The organism is Arthrobacter sp. USHLN218, assembly GCF_037144715.1.
Lineage (GTDB): Bacteria > Actinomycetota > Actinomycetes > Actinomycetales > Micrococcaceae > Crystallibacter.
The window spans coordinates 179,344-194,531 of sequence record NZ_JBBCYT010000002.1; the positions used below are offsets into that span (position 1 = coordinate 179,344).

The following is a 15,188-nucleotide window of genomic DNA, read 5'->3' on the forward strand; positions in this document are numbered from 1 at the left end:
TGTCTACGATGAATTCATGCCCTTGTTTGAGCCCCTGTCCCTGGTCGGCAAGTACGTCCGGCTACAGCCCCTGCGAATGAGCCACATGCCGGAACTCGAGGACGCCGTCCGAGACGGGGAGCTCTGGAATCTCTGGTACACGCAGGTGCCCTCCCCGGAGACCATGGAACTGGAAATCCGGCAGCGCCTCGAGAAGCAGGAACAGGGCTCCATGCTGCCGTTCACCGTTCGGCGCCTGGCCGACGACGGCGTCCTGGGCATGACGACCTTCTGCAACATCGACGCCGCGACGCCGCGCGTGGAGATCGGCTACACCTGGAACCGCGCCAGCACCCAAGGCACCGGGACCAACCCGGACAGCAAGCTGCTCCTCATGACGCACGCGTTCGAAACGCTGGGCTGCCGCGCCGTGGAGTTCCGCACGCACTGGATGAACCACCAGTCGCGGGCAGCCATCGAACGCCTCGGCGCCAAGCAGGACGGCGTGCTGCGCAACCACACCAGGATGCCGGACGGCAGCCTGCGGGACACCGTGGTCTACTCCGTGCTGGACAGCGAATGGCCGAGCGTCCGGCGCGGGCTGCAGGCGCGGGTGGAGAAGGCCCGTCCGGTCGGCACGCCGCGGGCCGGCGTCGGGAGCCTGGCCTGATGGGCGCCGAACCGGACTCGATCAAGCGGGTGCAGTGGGAAGGGGCGGTCAACGCCCGCCGGATCGCGGGGGACATCTACGGCATGGGCCGCGCCGAATGGCTGACCGAGGCGGGCTGGCGGCAAATGTACGACGACGGCGTGCGCACCATCGTCGATCTGCGCAACGACGGCGAGCGGTCGCGCCGCGAGACGGATCCGGACGTGCCGCCGGAGGCCCGTTCGCTTTTCACGTTGCGCAACTGCCCCACCGAGGAGCCTGACCACGAGGAGTTCCGCCGGCTTGCCGGACCGTACATGTCGCATCCGCGGCAGTATCCGGACAACCTGCGCCTCTTCCCCGGCAACATCGTCGCCATTGCGCGGGTCCTGGCGGAGGCCGAGGGCGCCGTCGTCGTCCACTGCTCCGCCGGCCGGGACCGGACCGGACTGGTCGCCACGCTGCTCCTGCAGCTGCGCGGGGAGTCCGCGGAAACGATCGCGGACCATTACGAATTCGGCCTTCGCGGGATCAACGAATGGCACCGGATCAGCCCGTATCGCCACCCGGTGGAGCGCTACATCTCGGGCCCGGACCTGGCCGCCAGGGTGGAGGAGACCCGCGGCGCGCTGCTGGACCTGGTCTCGGAGCTCGACGCCGAGCGCTACCTCACCGAGCACGGACTGGAGCGGGACGAGCTCGAGCGGCTGCGCCGCCGGCTGCGGTAGCCGCGTTGAACCGGGGCCGGACCGGCTGCAGTGGCGCCGGCGGCAAACAGCAGGTCCTCGCGGCTCCTGCCCGGACTGCCGTCCGCCGAAACCGCCCCTGCGCTCCGGCGCTTCTTCATGTAGGCTAGACACGTTACCGAACGACCGTTCAGTTTGTTTATGACTTCCGTCGGACGCCGGCCAGCTCCGCGGGAGGGGAAAGGCAGTCAACGATGACCTCAACCACTGTTGGCCTTGATTTCGTACCGAGCTTCGTCCAGGACGCCTGGTGGACGCCGGAGACCGCAACAACCGGAGCCGAGGTCCGCGACGCCAGCACGGGCGAGGCCCTGGCCCAGGTGAGCACCGAGGGGCTGGACCTGGCCGCCGTCGTTAATTACGGCCGGACCGTGGGCCAGGCCGGACTCGGGAAGCTCACCTTCCACCAGCGGTCCCTGAAACTGAAGGAGCTGGCCCAGTTCCTCAACGGCCACCGCGAGGCGCTGTACGAGATCTCGCATCGCTCGGGTGCCACGAAGATCGACAACATGATCGACGTGGACGGCGGCATCGGCGTGCTCTTCACCTTCGGTTCCAAGGGCCGCCGCGAGCTGCCCAACTCCCAGGTCGTCATCGACGGGCCGGCCGAGGTGCTGTCCAAGGACGGCTCATTCATCGGCGAGCACATCTACACCCGCATCCCCGGCGTTGCGGTGCAGATCAATGCCTTCAACTTCCCGGTCTGGGGCATGCTGGAGAAGTTCGCCCCGGCCTTCATCGCCGGTGTTCCGACCATCGTCAAGCCGGCGACACCCACCGGCTACGTCACGGCCGCCGCGGTCAAGCTGATCATCGAATCGAACATCCTGCCCGCCGGTTCGCTGCAGCTGATCTCCGGGTCGGCCCGCGACCTGCTGGACCATCTCGACTACCGCGACGCCGTGGCCTTCACCGGTTCCGCCGCGACTGCCAACAAACTCAAGTCGCACCCGAACGTGGCCCGGGGCGGCATCCGCTTCACCGCCGAGGCAGACTCGCTCAACGCCGCGATCCTGGGCCCCGATGCCGCTCCGGGAACGCCCGAGTTCGATGCCTTCATTAAGTCCCTGGTCACCGAGATGACGGCCAAGGCGGGCCAGAAGTGCACCTCCATCCGCCGCACCATCGTGCCGAAGGACTGGGTCCAGGACGTGGTTGCCGCCGTCCAAGCGCGCATCGACGAGCGGGTCGTGGTCGGCGATCCGCGGGCCGAGGGCGTCACCATGGGTGCGCTGGCTTCGCTGGAGCAGTTGGCGGATGTACGCGCCGCGGTGCAGGACATGCTGGACGCGGGCGGCGAACTCGCCTACGGCTCGCTGGACGCGCCGAAGGTCACCCGCCAGGACGGCAGCGTGGGCGTGGCCGACGGTGGGGCGTTCATGTCCCCGGTCCTCCTCACCTGGGCCGACGCCGAGGCCGAGGCCGTGCACTCGCGCGAGGCCTTCGGCCCCGTTTCGTCCGTGATCGGCTACGAGGACATCGACGACGCCATTCGGCTCGCCGCCATGGGCTCCGGCTCGCTCGTGGCCACCGTGGCGACCAACGATCCCGAAGCCGCCCGCCAGCTGGTGACCGGCATCGCCGCCCACCACGGCCGCGTGCTGGTCCTCAACCGCGAGGACGCCCGCACGTCGACGGGGCACGGTTCGCCCGTCCCGCACCTTGTCCACGGCGGCCCGGGCCGGGCTGGCGGCGGCGAGGAGCTCGGCGGCATCCGGTCCGTGCTACACCACATGCAGCGCACGGCCATCCAGGGTTCCCCGAACATGCTGACCGCCATCACCGGCGTCTGGCACACCGGCGCGGATCGCAACTTCGGCGATGTGCATCCGTTCCGGAAGAGCCTGGCCGAACTGAAGATCGGCGACGCCATCCGCTCCGATCTGCGCCAGATCACGCTGGAAGACATCACCGAGTTCGCCAATTCCACCGGGGACACCTTCTACGCGCACACCAACCAGGCCGCGGCCGAAGCCAATCCGTTCTTCCCGGGCATCGTGGCGCACGGCTACCTGCTGCTGGCCTGGGGCGCCGGCCTCTTCGTCGAGCCGGCCCCGGGGCCGGTGCTGGCCAACTACGGCCTCGACAACGGGCGCTTCGTGACTCCGGTGGCCGCGGGGGATTCCATCCGCGTCACGCTGACCGCCAAGAAGATCACCCCGCGCGAGACCGACGAGTACGGCGAGGTGGCCTGGGACGCGGTGCTGACCAACCAGAACGACGAGATCGTGGCCACCTACGATGTGCTGACGCTGGTCGAAAAGTAGGCCGGTTCACCAAACAAGCCGGTTTACCGGCTGGCCGTAGAGGCTAACTCGCGCGGACGGTCCTGGGCTTCCAGGGCCGTCCGCCATTTAATCAGTCCTAGTACGTACAGCCCGACCGCCGCGGCGGCATACACCAGGGCGATGCGCGGCGTACCCGCGGCGGTGGCATTCCCGAGGTTGAGCAGGCCGAAGGCCACCCCTGCGGTCCAGGCGTCGGCGATGCCGTGGGCCAGGCCAAGGTAGACCACCAGCGGCAGGGACGACAGTACGGCGTTGAGGATGAGTTCGGGGCCGATAACAGCCAGCAGTTCAAGGCCGGAGAACCCCTTGATCAGGGCGAAGAGGATGAGCAGGCCGGCGCCGATTCCCCATTCCTCCGGAGTGGCGCGCCGGAGCGGCAGGACGCCTTCGTTGGCGGCCCGGGCATGCTGCCAGCGCAGGAAACCGTAGACGCAGACGGCGGGCAGCAAGAGGTCGCCGAAGCCCAGCTGTGCCGGCCCCGCGGCGGAGCTCAGGGCAAGGAAGAGCAGGAAGCCGGCGGCCGGCGGCAGCCAGGCCCAGCGGTTCCGGAAGGCGAACAGCGCGATGCCCGCTACCGTGAGCACGGAGACAAAGACCGTCAGCCACAGCAGCGGATCGGTCCCTGCGGAAGAGGCCCCAAACCATTCCATGACGTCCCCCCTGACGTGAAGTGGTTGAGGCTAGGTTAGCAGCCGGTCCGGCGCGCCCGACAGGGGGAGGGAGGCAAGGGGCCGGCGGAGCCGGGAAATTCCTAGGCGATGATGCGGGCCGCTGCAGGCAGGTGCAGGCCGTCGAAAATCATCGAGATTAGGTCGTCGGCGAGTTTCTTGCCCGTGAGCTTGCCGCCGGGCTTGTACCATTCCACGATCGAGTTGATCGTGCCGAAGAGCAGCCGGGTGGTGGTGCGCGGGTCGATGTCGCCGCGCAGGCTGCCTTCTGCGCGCGCCGCGTCGACCAGGCCCGCGACCTTGTGGTCGAACTGCCGGCGGCGTTCGAGGGCGCTGCGTTCGATCTCCGTGTTGCCGCGCAGGCGTAGCAGCAGGGTGACGTAGGGCAGCTTGCCGGTCAGGACTTCGACGGTCCGGCGGACCACGTACTCCAGCCGGTCGTCCGCCCGGCCGGAGGAGGCGCCGGGCTCGTCCAGAATCGCTTCCAGCGAGCCCAGCGCTTCCTCCAAGGCGAGCCTGAGGAGGTCGCCCTTGGACGGAACGTGGTGGTAGATGGCGCTCTTGGAAATGCCGAGGTTCTCCGCGAGGATGCCCATGGAGGTCGCCTCGTAGCCATGCTTGTTGAAGACTTCAACCGCAACATTGAGCACCGACTGCTGGTCGTAGCCTGGTCGTCCCCGACGGGCCGGTTCCTGGCCGTTCATCTTCACCATGGTCTTAATCTTTCCAGAGCGTTCTTGGTTAGGCGGACAAACTATCCGTTGAGGTTGCGCAAATCATAGATCCGGCGCAGCTTTCCGCTGGAACGGGCCAGGGTGCCCGGATCGGCGATGTCGATCCGGCAGCTGGAGCCGACGTGGATCTTGATCTGCTTCTGCAGGTCCTTTGCTGCGGCGGCGGCAGTCTCGGCCGAGCAGTCCTCGCGGCGTTCGATTTTCACCGTCAGCTCGTCCATGCGGTTGGGCCGGGTGATCTCCAGGATGAAGTGCGGGCTCAGGCCGGGGATCCGCAGGGCGATTTCCTCGATCTGGGTGGGGAAGAGGTTCACGCCGCGCAGGATGATCATGTCGTCGCTGCGGCCGGTGATGCGCCCGATGCGGCGCATGTTCGGCCGGCCGGTGCCGGGCAGCAGGCGGGTCAGGTCATGGGTGCGGTACCGGATGACCGGCATGGCTTCCTTGGTCAGCGAGGTGAAGACCAGCTCGCCGTGCTCGCCGTCTCGCATGATCTCGTCGGTCAGCGGGTCGATGATCTCCGGACGGAAGTGGTCCTCCCAGATCGTGGAGCCGTCCTTATAGTCGATGCATTCGCCGGCGACGCCCGGGCCCATGACCTCGGACAGGCCGTAGATATCGCAGGCGTCGATGTCCAGCTTGCTTTCGAGCTCGTGCCGCATCTCCTCGGTCCACGGCTCGGCGCCGAGCACGGCAACCTTCAGCGAGGTCTTGGCGGGATCGAGCCCGGACTTCTCCATCGCGTCGACAATGGTCAGCAGGTACGTCGGCGTGCAGAGGATGGCGTCCGGCTCGAAGTCCTGGATCAGCTGGATCTGCTTCTCGGTCTGGCCCCCGGACATCGGAATCACGGTGCAGCCGAGCCGCTCCGCGCCGTAGTGGGCGCCGAGGCCGCCGGTGAACAGGCCGTAGCCGTAGGCGTTGTGGACCTTCCAGCCGCGCTTGACGCCGGAGGCCTTCAGCGAGCGCGCGAAGAGGGTCTCCCAGCGCTCCAGGTCGCCCTTGGTGTAGCCGACGACGGTGGCCCGCCCGGTGGTGCCGGAGGATGCATGGATCCGCGCGACTTCGTTCTGCGGGACGGCGAACATGCCGAACGGGTAGGCCTGGCGCAGGTCTTCCTTGTCGGTGTAAGGGAAGTTCTTGAGGTCGCCCAGTTCCTTCAGGTCCTCGGGCCGGACCCCGGCGTCGTCGAACTTCTTCTTGTACATCGGCACGCGCTCATAGGCGTACGCCACGGTGTGCTTCAGCCGGCTGAGCTGGAGGGCCTCGATCTCGTCGCGGCTCATCAGCTCTTCGGGATCCAGGGTTTCGGGTTCGGCTGGAGTGGACTTGCGGGCTTTCGTTCCCGTGGTGATGGTCATTGAACGGTCCTTGCTAGTCATTGCGGGCAGCGGGATTGAGGATGGTGCGGGAGCGGCCGCGCAGTTCGGCAATGATCTCTTCGCCGCCGTCGGGCGTCTCCTGGGTTACTCGGATGTCGAAGAGACCGCTGCGGCCGGTTTGGTTGACCAGGGTGGCGCTGGCGGTGAGGTTCCTTCCGGCATGGCCGGGATTCATGAAGTTGACGTCGACGCCGGACGCAACCGTCACGGTGCTTCCGTCGCCGCGCGGGTCGTTGCAGGCGAGGGCGAAGGCCACGTCGGCGAAGGCGAACACCATGCCGCCCTGTGCAATGCCGAACCCGTTGAGCATCTCTTCGCGCAGTTGCATGCGGATCAGCACGTCGCCGAACTCGGCCTTGAGAACCTCCACGCCCAGCCACTCGGCGGCACGATCGTTCACGAAGGCGGGGTGGACCGGCGGATTCCCGGAGTCGGGGGACCCGGCCGGGGCTGGTCCGGTCACCGGACCGACCTCAATGTCCGTCATGTGAGCCCTCTCAGTGGTATTTACCGAATGTTCATTAGGTAATCCTGATTTGTGATTCAAGTCAAGTCCGGCTTAGCCGGCGACGGACCGTGCGGCCGGCTCCCGCGGCTGCCGAAAACAAGACCAGGACGCCTCCAAGGGTCGGGGAGGCGAAGGCGATGCCGGTGATGAAAAAACCGCCCGAACCCGGTAAAGGAGAGGCGCCGCGCACTGCCGCGCGGCGCCGTCGTACTTCCCCTTCCCGGCCCGCGGCTAGAGCAGTTCGCGGGCCCCCAGTGCGTCGAGCGCGAAGGCGTAGTCCCAGGCCCGGTCCTTCCAGCCCTCGTAGCGGCCGGAGGCGCCGCCGTGGCCTGCCGCCATCTCGATCTTGAGCACGATCGGCTCGGTCCCGGTATTGGCCTCCCGCAGCTTGGCGACCCACTTGGCCGGTTCCACATACAGCACGCGCGTGTCGTTGAAGCTGGTCACGGCCGCGATGCGGGGGTAGCCGGCCGGCCGGACGTTTTCGTAGGGGGAGTAGGACTTCATGTAGGCATAGACCTCGGCGTCCTTGATCGGGTTGCCCCACTCTTCCCATTCCAGCGCGGAGAGGGGCAGGTCGGGATCGAGGATGGAGGTCAGCGCGTCGACGAACGGGACCTGCGCGAGGATGGCCGCGTACTTCTCCGGCGCCAGGTTGGCCACGGCGCCCATCAGCAAGCCGCCGGCCGAGCCGCCCATCGCGGCGATCCGCGCCGGGTCGACCCAGCCCGAGGCCGCCAGCCAGTCGGTAGCGGCGACGAAGTCGGTGAAGGTGTTCTTCTTCTGCAGCTTCTTGCCGTCGTCGTACCACTTGCGGCCGACCTCGCCGCCGCCGCGCACATGGGCCACCACGTATACCACGCCGCGGTCCAGCAGCGAGAGCCGGGCGGTGTGGAACCCCGGATCCATGCTGACCTCGTAGCTGCCGTAGCCGTAGACGAGGCCCGGGTTCGTGCCGTCACGCTCCACGCCGGCCTTGCGCAGGACGGAGAGCGGGATCCGGGTTCCGTCCCCGGCCGTGGCCCAGGCGCGCTCGGCGACGTAGTCCGAGGGGTCGTAGCCGCCCAGCACCGGCGTCTCCTTGCGGAGGAAGAGCCGGCCGGTGGCGAGCTCGTAGTCGTAGATCCGCGGCGGCGTGAAGTAGGAGGTGTAGGCCAGCCGGATGAGCGGCGCCTCGTAGTCGGACCCTCCCATGCCGGCCGTGTAGAGCTCCTCGTCGAAGTCGGGCTCCGCCGCCGGGGCCTGCGCCGGGGTGCCCAGGCCTTCCAGCGGGATGACCTGGACGCGCTCGATCGTGTCCTTACGGACCGACAGCACCGCGTGCGTGGCCGTGACGCCGGCGCCGTTGACCCGGACGGCATCGTCGTGCGGCAGCACGGTGGCCCAGCGCTGCTCCGCCAGGGGCTTGCCGAATTCGGCGAGGTCCACCAGCGAGACCATCGAGTTGACCGCGTCCTTGTTGTGCGTGAGCAGCACCTTCTGCACGCCGTCCAGCATGAAGGGCTCGGCGTCGTAGAGCAGCCGCTCGCTGCGCGGGACGAGCACCTGCAGCCCCGCGTCCGGGTCCTCGAAGTCCAGCAGCCGCGTTTCGCTGTACTCGGAGCAGCCGATGCCCACCACCAGGTGCCGCCGGTCGGCGGAGAGGTCGAATCCGGTCCACATGGCCGGATCGTCCTCCTGGAAAACAACGACGTCGTCCGTCACCTCGGTGCCCAGCGTGTGGGCCTTGATCTGGTAAGGCCGCCAGGACTCATCCACGACGGTGTAGAAGACCCGCGTCCCGTCCGGCGAGAAGGCCAGGGAGTAGAAGACGTTTTCCACCACGTCCGGCAGGAGTTCGCCGGTCCGCAGGTCCTTGATCCGCAGGGTGAACCGCTCGTCGCCGGCATTGTCCTCCGCATAGGCATAGAGGTGGCCGTCCTTGGTGATCGCCACGCCGCCGAGGGAGAAGAATGGCTTGCCCTCGGCCTCCGCGTTGCCGTCCAGCAGGATCTGCTCGCCCGGCACCGGCGTCCCCGGCTCCACGGCGGGCGGCGTCCAGTCCGCGGCCGCATCGCCGGTGTCCGATGCCCTGGTCCGGCACTGGATGCCGTACTGCTGGCCCGCCTCCATCCGGCCGTAGTACCACCAGCCGTCCTTGCGCACCGGCACGGAGAGGTCCGTCTCCTGCGTGCGCTTCTTGATCTCGTTGAAGATCGCGTCGCGCAGCGGCTGCTGGCCGGCGGTTATGGCGTTGGTGTAGGCGTTCTCGGCTTCGAGATGGGCCACCACCTCCGGGTTGTCCTTCTCGCGGAGCCACTCGTAGTCGTCGACGAAGACGTCACCGTGGTGCTCGCGCTCGACGGGAACCTTGCGCGCCTGCGGCGGCTGCGGCGGGGTTCCCGGGGTTCCGGGGTGGGCTGTCTCGGCGGGGGTGTGCGTCATGGCACCAATATATAGATGCCTGCCCGCCCGCCAGTACGGCGATCGCGGCCAGCGGAACGGCGCCGATGACCAGCGGGTCGAGGGCCCCGGAGGTCCGGACCGCCTTCTTCGATCCCGCTGGCCGGCGCGGTCCCGCAAACGTCTTGACGGCCCGTGGGTGACACTATATTCTGAACGAACGGTCGGTAAATATTTGCGCCCAGACTTTCCCCATAGTGAGGTGACACCAATGGCAGTGCAGACGCAAGCATCGCTGCAGGCTGTTCCGTCGGCAGAAGACGAAGCAGGGCAGGCCTACTTCGACAAGATCATCGCCGAGGACTCCCGGATCGAACCGGCGGACTGGATGCCGGAGAAGTACCGCAAGACGCTGGTCCGCCAGATGTCGCAGCATGCCCACTCGGAGATCATCGGCATGCAGCCGGAGGCGAACTGGATTACCCGCGCGCCCTCGCTGAAGCGCAAGGCCATCCTGATGGCCAAGGTCCAGGACGAGGCCGGGCACGGTCTCTACCTCTACTCGGCGACGGAAACGCTGGGCACCCCGCGCGATGTGCTCAACCAGCAGCTGCTGGAAGGCAAGGCCAAGTACTCGTCGATCTTCAACTACCCGGCCAACAGCTGGGCGGACATGGGCGCCATCGGCTGGCTCGTGGACGGCGCGGCCATCGCCAACCAGGTGCCGCTCTGCCGCGCGTCGTACGGTCCCTACGGCCGTGCCATGGTGCGCATCTGCAAGGAAGAGTCGTTCCACCAGCGGCAGGGTTTCGAGATCCTGCTCGAGCTGGCCAACGGCACCCCTGCCCAGAAGCAGATGGCCCAGGACGCGGTCAACCGCTTCTATGCGCCGGCGCTGATGATGTTCGGCCCGACGGATACCGATTCGCCCAACTCGCAGCAGTCGATGGCGTGGAACATCAAGCGCTTCTCCAACGACGAGCTGCGCTCGCGGTTCGTCGGCATGATCCAGGAGCAGGTCAAGGTCCTGGGCCTGACGCTGCCGGACGACAAGATCCGCTACAACGAAGAGACCGGCCTGTGGGAACACGGCGAGCTCAACTGGGACGAATTCTACGAAGTGCTCGCCGGCCGCGGTCCCTGCAACGCGCAGCGGATGGAACGCCGCCGCGAAGCACATGAGAACGGTGCGTGGGTGCGCGAAGCCGCCGCAGCCTACGCCGAGAAGAAGGCACAGAAAGCACAGGTGGCCTAGATGGCAACAGGAGACCAGACAGCAATGGCCAAGCCGGTCGAGACGGTGGAGACGCCCGCTGCGGAAGGCCATGGCAAGCAGGCCTGGCCGCTGTGGGAAGTCTTCGTCCGCTCCTCCCGCGGGCTCTCCCACGTCCACGCAGGATCCCTGCACGCGCCCGACGCCGAGATGGCCGTGCGCAATGCCCGCGACCTGTACACCCGGCGGAACGAAGGCGTCTCGCTCTGGGTGGTCCCGGCGTCGGCCATTGTGGCCAGCGACCCGGACGCCAAGGATGAGTTCTTCGAGTCCCCCAAGGGCAAGGACTACCGGCACGCGACGTACTACACCAAGAGCGAAGGGGTGAAGCACCTGTGAGCGGAGAAAGCGCAACCCGGATCACCCCGGGCAACGCCTTCCGTCCCGAGGATGTCGCCGCCCAGGTGGCGCAGGGCCTGGAGGTCGGCGAGGATGTGGCCGAATACGCCCTGCGCCTCGGCGACGACGCCCTCATCCTCGCGCAGCGGCTCGGCTGGTGGATCTCCCGGGCCCCGGAGCTGGAAGAGGACATCGCGCTGGGCAACATCGCGCTGGACCAGATCGGCCATGCCCGGTCCTTCCTGACCTATGCCGGCGCGGCCTGGGGCAAGAGCGAAGACGACCTGGCCTACTTCCGCGGCGAGGACGGCTTCCGCTCCAGCTACCTGGTCGAACAGCCCAACGGCGACTTCGGCAAGACCATCGCCCGCCAGCTGGTCGTCTCCGTCTACCAGCGCGAGCTCTACTCGCGCCTGGTCGGCTCCAGGGATGCCACGCTGGCGGCCATCGCGGCCAAGGCGCTGAAGGAAGTGGATTACCACCGCGACCACGCCAGGCAGTGGACCCTGCGGCTCGGCGACGGGACGGAGGAATCGAACCGCCGCATCACGGCCGGCCTGGTCTCGGTCTGGCCGTACGTCGACCAGCTGTTCCAGGACGACGAGCTGATCGAACGGCTTGATGGCGTTGCGGTCCGTCCCTCGGAACTGCGCGAACCCTTCGACGCCTACATCGCCGCGGTGCTCGCCGAGGCCGGCCTTGAAGTGCCGCAGCTGCCCAATGCCATGACGGACAAGTCCCGGCGCCGGCACAGCGAACACCTGGGCTATTTGCTCGCCGAGATGCAGGTGCTGGCCCGCGAACATCCGGGCGCTACCTGGTAACCGCCATGTCCACGAACACTGCAGTCCGCCCGGCCGACGCCGAGGCCGCCAAGGCCTGGGACATTGCCACCACGGTGTGCGACCCGGAAATCCCGGTCATCAACATCGCGGAACTCGGTATCCTCCGCAGCGTCCGCACCGTCGAGGGGGAGTACGACGGCGCCGGCAACCCGGCGGTCGAGGTCACCATCACGCCCACCTACTCGGGGTGCCCCGCGATGGATGCCATCAGGGACGACGTCGTGGCGGCCCTCGCGGCGAACGGCTACGGCGACGTTCGGGTCAAGCTGGTGCTGGCACCGGCCTGGACCACGGACTGGATGACGGCCGAGGGCAAGGCCAAGCTCAACGAGTACGGCATCGCGCCGCCCACCGGCCTGGCCGGGGTGCGGACCGGCCCCATCAGCCTGGGCCTGAGCGTGAAGTGCCCGCGCTGCAACTCGCTGAATACCCGAGAACTGACCCGCTTCGGGTCGACCTCCTGCAAGGCGCTCTACCAATGCAATGAGTGCAAGGAACCCTTCGATTACTTCAAGGTGCTCTAGATGACTACTTCCATTCCCGAGGCCGACGCGGCCCGGAACCAGGCCGACGGCGCCGACACCGGCAAGCGCCGCGGCACCTTCCACCCGCTGGCGGTCGCCGAGGTCCGCCGCCTCACCGACGAGGCCATCGAGGTCACCTTCGCCGTCCCGGGCGAGCTGCACGGCCAGTACGACTACGTGCCGGGCCAGTACGTGGCGCTGCGGACGCAGATGGAGGGCCAGGAGGTCCGCCGCAGCTACTCGATCTGCGCCGAGCCGAAGCCGGGCGAGATCCGCGTGGCCATCAAGCGCGACATCGGCGGCCTGTTCTCCAACTGGGCCAACGACAATCTGAAGGCCGGCGACGTCCTGGACGTCATGAGCCCCGCCGGTGCGTTCATCTCCAAGCACACGATGACGGAGATGAACCATCCGGAGAACATCGATACCGCCGCCGAGAATGTCTTCGTTGCCTTCGCGGCCGGATCGGGCATCACTCCGGTCATCTCCATCGCCCGGACGGTGCTGGCCGCCGATCCCTCGGTCCGATTCGACCTGGTCTACGCCAATAAGGCTGCCATGGACGTCATGTTCGTCGAGGAGCTGGCGGACCTGAAGGACAAGTACCCGTCCCGCTTCGCGCTGCACCACGTCCTCTCCCGTGAGCAGCGCATCTCGCCGCTGCTGTCCGGACGCATCGACGCGGAGAAGCTCACCAGCCTCTTCGACAACGTGCTGCGCACCGACGACGTGGACGAATGGTTCCTCTGCGGCCCGTTCGAGCTGGTCCAGCTCTGCCGCGACACCCTCGCGGCCCGCGGCGTTCCCGCGGAGAAGATCCGCTTCGAACTCTTCACCACCGGCGAGCCGACCAAGCCGCAGGGCAACATCGGCCGCCCGGTCGAGGTGGATCCGAACGCGGACAACTTCGAAATCAACTTCCGCCTGGACGGGCTCTCCGGCAAGGTGGCCAGCCCCAAGCACGCCCGCGAGTCCGTGCTGAACGCGGCGCTCCGGGTCCGCCCCGACGTGCCCTTCGCCTGTGCCGGCGGCGTCTGCGGCACCTGCCGGGCCAAGGTGGTTTCCGGAACGTTCGAGATGGAAGAGAACTACGCCCTGGAACCCGAAGAGATCGAGCGCGGCTACGTCCTGACCTGCCAGACCCGACCCACCAGCGACGAACTGACGGTCGACTACGACGCCTGATAGGCCGCCGCCTGCAAAGGAGAACAGCATGGGCATGATCGAGCTCTCGATCGAGAACAACGTAGCCGAGGTGGTGCTCAACGCGCCGCAGAAGATGAACGCGCTCAACGAAGACGCGCTGGCCGAGCTGGGGGAGGCGTACGACGAGGCGGCTGCCGCCGCAGCCCAGGGCCGCGTCCGGGCGCTCCTGCTGCGCGGCGAAGGCCGCGGTTTCTGTGCCGGCCGCGACATCTCCGCCGTCATTCCTGAGACGGACGACGCCTACGGATACCTCGGCGACCTCGTGACGCCCCTGCTGAGGAAGATGTCCGCATTCCCGGCGCCCACCTTCGCCGCCGCGCAGGGTGCCTGCCTCGGCGTCGGGCTGGGCCTGCTGATTGCCACGGACGTGGTGTACGTGGCGGACAACGCAAAGATCGGATCGCCGTTCGCCAACCTGGGCGCCACGCTGGACTCGGGCGGGCACTGGCTCTTCACCGAACGGCTGGGGGCACACCGCACCCTCGACCTGATTTACACGGCCGAGCTGATGAGCGGCTCGGAAGCGGTGGCCTCGGGCCTGTTCAGCCGGGCCCTCCCGGCCGGGGACCTGCTCGAGCACACGAGGGCGACGGTGGCGAAGGTGGCCGAAGGTGCCACCGGGGCATTCGCCGCCTCGAAGGAACTCGTCGCGGCCATCCGGGACCAGCGCCTGGGACTGTGGGCGTCGGTGGAGGAAGAGAACGCCGCCCAGGGGCGGCTCTGCAAGAGCGAGGACTACTCCGAAGGGTTCAAGGCCTTCCAGGAGAAGCGCAAGCCGGTGTTCCGCGGGAATTCCGCCCCCTCGCATTGAACCGTTCACCAGGCTATTGACAGCCCCGTGGGTCCGGCGCAGAATCGATTCAACAAATTTGCGGACCCGGTGCATATGCCGGGTCGGGCCGGCCCGCTAACTGAATATCGGTAGTCCACGCAGTACCTGAGGCCTCATGGGGGAAGGCGGAAAGCGCCATGCCGTTCCGCCTCCAGCAGGTGCTGTCGCGGGGGAGCCGAAACCGAAACGCCGCCGGTCCACGCCCGGCGGCGTTTCAATTTTCCGGCCTGCGGCTATCTGGCGGCCAGTGCCCTGCCTGAGGCTACCAGGCGGTCATCTGGTATCGAGGTCCTCGAACACGAGGAAGGTCTGGGTGTCCAGGATGCCGGGCATGGACTGGATCTGGTCGAAGATGACACGGCGAAGGTCCACGTTGTCCACGGCGCGCACCAGCAGGATGACATCGAAGTTGCCGCCCACCAGGGCTATGTGGTGCACCTCCGGGATGGCCCGCAGGGCCTCCTTCAGCTCCCGCCAGGAGTGCTGGCGCAGTTTCAGCGTTACGTAGGCCGACGCCTTCAGGCCGGCCTTGATCGGATCCACCAGCGCCGTGAACTTGGTGAGCACCCCCGCTTCGGTCAGCCGCGCGATGCGAGAGTAGGCGTGCGCCCGCGAGATGTGCACGTTCTCCGCGACCGCCGTGACCGAGAGCCTGCCGTCCCTGGTCAGTTCGGCCAGGATCCGGCGGTCGATGTCATCCAGCTTGGCGCCGGGAGAGGACTCTGGCATTCGTCTACACCTCGATAAGTAATCCAGTTCACAATGGCAATTCGTCTTCCAGAATACGGAGCTAGGACAGCTTCTTCCACTGTTTCCCAGCAAAGTGGATACGA

Annotated in this window: 15 protein-coding genes; 9 read left to right on the forward strand and 6 right to left on the reverse strand. The window is 67.4% G+C overall.

All coding sequences use genetic code 11. The annotated features are described in order from the left end of the window. The first annotated feature begins 16 nt into the window (after positions 1–16). The 3 genes from WFH44_RS04485 to paaZ all read left to right on the forward strand — a co-directional run bounded on the left by WFH44_RS04485 (position 17) and on the right by paaZ (position 3,641). Positions 17–649 (forward strand): GNAT family N-acetyltransferase, encoded by a 633-nt coding sequence (locus WFH44_RS04485; RefSeq protein ID WP_336712108.1) that lies wholly within the window; start codon positions 17–19, stop codon positions 647–649. After that, positions 649–1,356 (forward strand): tyrosine-protein phosphatase, encoded by a 708-nt coding sequence (locus WFH44_RS04490; RefSeq protein ID WP_336712110.1) that lies wholly within the window; start codon positions 649–651, stop codon positions 1,354–1,356. The genes WFH44_RS04485 and WFH44_RS04490 overlap by 1 nt, the downstream gene beginning before the upstream one ends. Positions 1,357–1,568: 212 nt before the next feature. Then, complete coding sequence (paaZ, locus tag WFH44_RS04495) at positions 1,569–3,641, forward strand: phenylacetic acid degradation bifunctional protein PaaZ (protein ID WP_336712111.1); 2,073 nt, start codon at positions 1,569–1,571, stop codon at positions 3,639–3,641. Between the two features lie 23 nt (positions 3,642–3,664). On the opposite strand, the gene WFH44_RS04500 is transcribed toward paaZ, so the two are convergent. The 5 genes from WFH44_RS04500 to WFH44_RS04520 all read right to left on the reverse strand — a co-directional run bounded on the left by WFH44_RS04500 (position 3,665) and on the right by WFH44_RS04520 (position 9,378). Continuing rightward, positions 3,665–4,312, reverse strand: a complete 648-nt coding sequence (locus WFH44_RS04500; RefSeq protein WP_336712114.1) for a nicotinamide mononucleotide transporter — start codon at positions 4,310–4,312, stop codon at positions 3,665–3,667. A gap of 101 nt (positions 4,313–4,413) precedes the next feature. Beyond that, positions 4,414–5,043, reverse strand: coding sequence for a TetR/AcrR family transcriptional regulator (locus tag WFH44_RS04505; RefSeq protein ID WP_336712116.1), 630 nt, complete (start codon positions 5,041–5,043; stop codon positions 4,414–4,416). Positions 5,044–5,084: 41 nt separating this feature from the next. Further along, entirely contained in the window at positions 5,085–6,425 is a 1,341-nt protein-coding gene (gene paaK, locus WFH44_RS04510) for a phenylacetate--CoA ligase PaaK (protein WP_336712117.1), read from the reverse strand. A gap of 13 nt (positions 6,426–6,438) precedes the next feature. After that, a complete protein-coding gene (locus WFH44_RS04515) occupies positions 6,439–6,933 on the reverse strand; it encodes a hotdog fold thioesterase (protein ID WP_336712118.1) in 495 nt (164 codons plus the stop codon). A gap of 252 nt (positions 6,934–7,185) precedes the next feature. Beyond that, positions 7,186–9,378: a S9 family peptidase gene (locus WFH44_RS04520; RefSeq protein WP_336712119.1), complete on the reverse strand. Its 2,193-nt coding sequence runs from the start codon at positions 9,376–9,378 to the stop codon at positions 7,186–7,188. Positions 9,379–9,607: 229 nt separating this feature from the next. Here WFH44_RS04520 and paaA point away from each other — a divergent pair, with 229 nt between their 5' ends. The 6 genes from paaA to WFH44_RS04550 are packed head-to-tail and all read left to right on the forward strand — an operon-like array spanning position 9,608 to position 14,334. After that, positions 9,608–10,591 (forward strand): 1,2-phenylacetyl-CoA epoxidase subunit PaaA, encoded by a 984-nt coding sequence (gene paaA, locus WFH44_RS04525; protein WP_336712121.1) that lies wholly within the window; start codon positions 9,608–9,610, stop codon positions 10,589–10,591. A 24-nt stretch (positions 10,592–10,615) separates the two neighbouring features. After that, the gene (paaB, locus tag WFH44_RS04530) at positions 10,616–10,948 is read left to right on the forward strand and encodes a 1,2-phenylacetyl-CoA epoxidase subunit PaaB (RefSeq protein WP_336712899.1); all 333 of its coding nucleotides are present in this window, start codon (positions 10,616–10,618) and stop codon (positions 10,946–10,948) included. After that, complete coding sequence (gene paaC, locus WFH44_RS04535) at positions 10,945–11,772, forward strand: 1,2-phenylacetyl-CoA epoxidase subunit PaaC (protein WP_336712122.1); 828 nt, start codon at positions 10,945–10,947, stop codon at positions 11,770–11,772. The genes paaB and paaC overlap by 4 nt, the downstream gene beginning before the upstream one ends. Before the next feature lie 5 nt (positions 11,773–11,777). Further along, a complete protein-coding gene (gene paaD / locus WFH44_RS04540; RefSeq protein ID WP_336712124.1) occupies positions 11,778–12,317 on the forward strand; it encodes a 1,2-phenylacetyl-CoA epoxidase subunit PaaD in 540 nt (179 codons plus the stop codon). Further along, on the forward strand, positions 12,318–13,502 hold the full coding sequence (paaE, locus tag WFH44_RS04545) for a 1,2-phenylacetyl-CoA epoxidase subunit PaaE (RefSeq protein ID WP_336712125.1): 1,185 nt from the start codon (positions 12,318–12,320) through the stop codon (positions 13,500–13,502). 34 nt (positions 13,503–13,536) lie between these two features. Next, positions 13,537–14,334, forward strand: coding sequence for an enoyl-CoA hydratase/isomerase family protein (locus tag WFH44_RS04550; protein WP_336712901.1), 798 nt, complete (start codon positions 13,537–13,539; stop codon positions 14,332–14,334). Between the two features lie 294 nt (positions 14,335–14,628). Here WFH44_RS04550 and WFH44_RS04555 read toward each other — a convergent pair whose 3' ends face one another. Beyond that, positions 14,629–15,084: an Lrp/AsnC family transcriptional regulator gene (locus WFH44_RS04555; RefSeq protein WP_336712126.1), complete on the reverse strand. Its 456-nt coding sequence runs from the start codon at positions 15,082–15,084 to the stop codon at positions 14,629–14,631. Between the last annotated feature and the right edge of the window lie 104 nt (positions 15,085–15,188).

Coding starts and splice junctions, on each gene's coding strand:
- WFH44_RS04485 (WP_336712108.1), top strand. CDS start 17: ATGCCCTTGTTTGAGCCCCTGTCCCTGGTCGGCAAGTACGTCCGGCTA.
- WFH44_RS04490 (WP_336712110.1), top strand. CDS start 649: ATGGGCGCCGAACCGGACTCGATCAAGCGGGTGCAGTGGGAAGGGGCG.
- paaZ (WP_336712111.1), top strand. CDS start 1,569: ATGACCTCAACCACTGTTGGCCTTGATTTCGTACCGAGCTTCGTCCAG.
- WFH44_RS04500 (WP_336712114.1), bottom strand. CDS start 4,312: ATGGAATGGTTTGGGGCCTCTTCCGCAGGGACCGATCCGCTGCTGTGG.
- WFH44_RS04505 (WP_336712116.1), bottom strand. CDS start 5,043: ATGGTGAAGATGAACGGCCAGGAACCGGCCCGTCGGGGACGACCAGGC.
- paaK (WP_336712117.1), bottom strand. CDS start 6,425: ATGACCATCACCACGGGAACGAAAGCCCGCAAGTCCACTCCAGCCGAA.
- WFH44_RS04515 (WP_336712118.1), bottom strand. CDS start 6,933: ATGACGGACATTGAGGTCGGTCCGGTGACCGGACCAGCCCCGGCCGGG.
- WFH44_RS04520 (WP_336712119.1), bottom strand. CDS start 9,378: ATGACGCACACCCCCGCCGAGACAGCCCACCCCGGAACCCCGGGAACC.
- paaA (WP_336712121.1), top strand. CDS start 9,608: ATGGCAGTGCAGACGCAAGCATCGCTGCAGGCTGTTCCGTCGGCAGAA.
- paaB (WP_336712899.1), top strand. CDS start 10,616: ATGGCCAAGCCGGTCGAGACGGTGGAGACGCCCGCTGCGGAAGGCCAT.
- paaD (WP_336712124.1), top strand. CDS start 11,778: ATGTCCACGAACACTGCAGTCCGCCCGGCCGACGCCGAGGCCGCCAAG.
- paaE (WP_336712125.1), top strand. CDS start 12,318: ATGACTACTTCCATTCCCGAGGCCGACGCGGCCCGGAACCAGGCCGAC.
- WFH44_RS04550 (WP_336712901.1), top strand. CDS start 13,537: ATGATCGAGCTCTCGATCGAGAACAACGTAGCCGAGGTGGTGCTCAAC.
- WFH44_RS04555 (WP_336712126.1), bottom strand. CDS start 15,084: ATGCCAGAGTCCTCTCCCGGCGCCAAGCTGGATGACATCGACCGCCGG.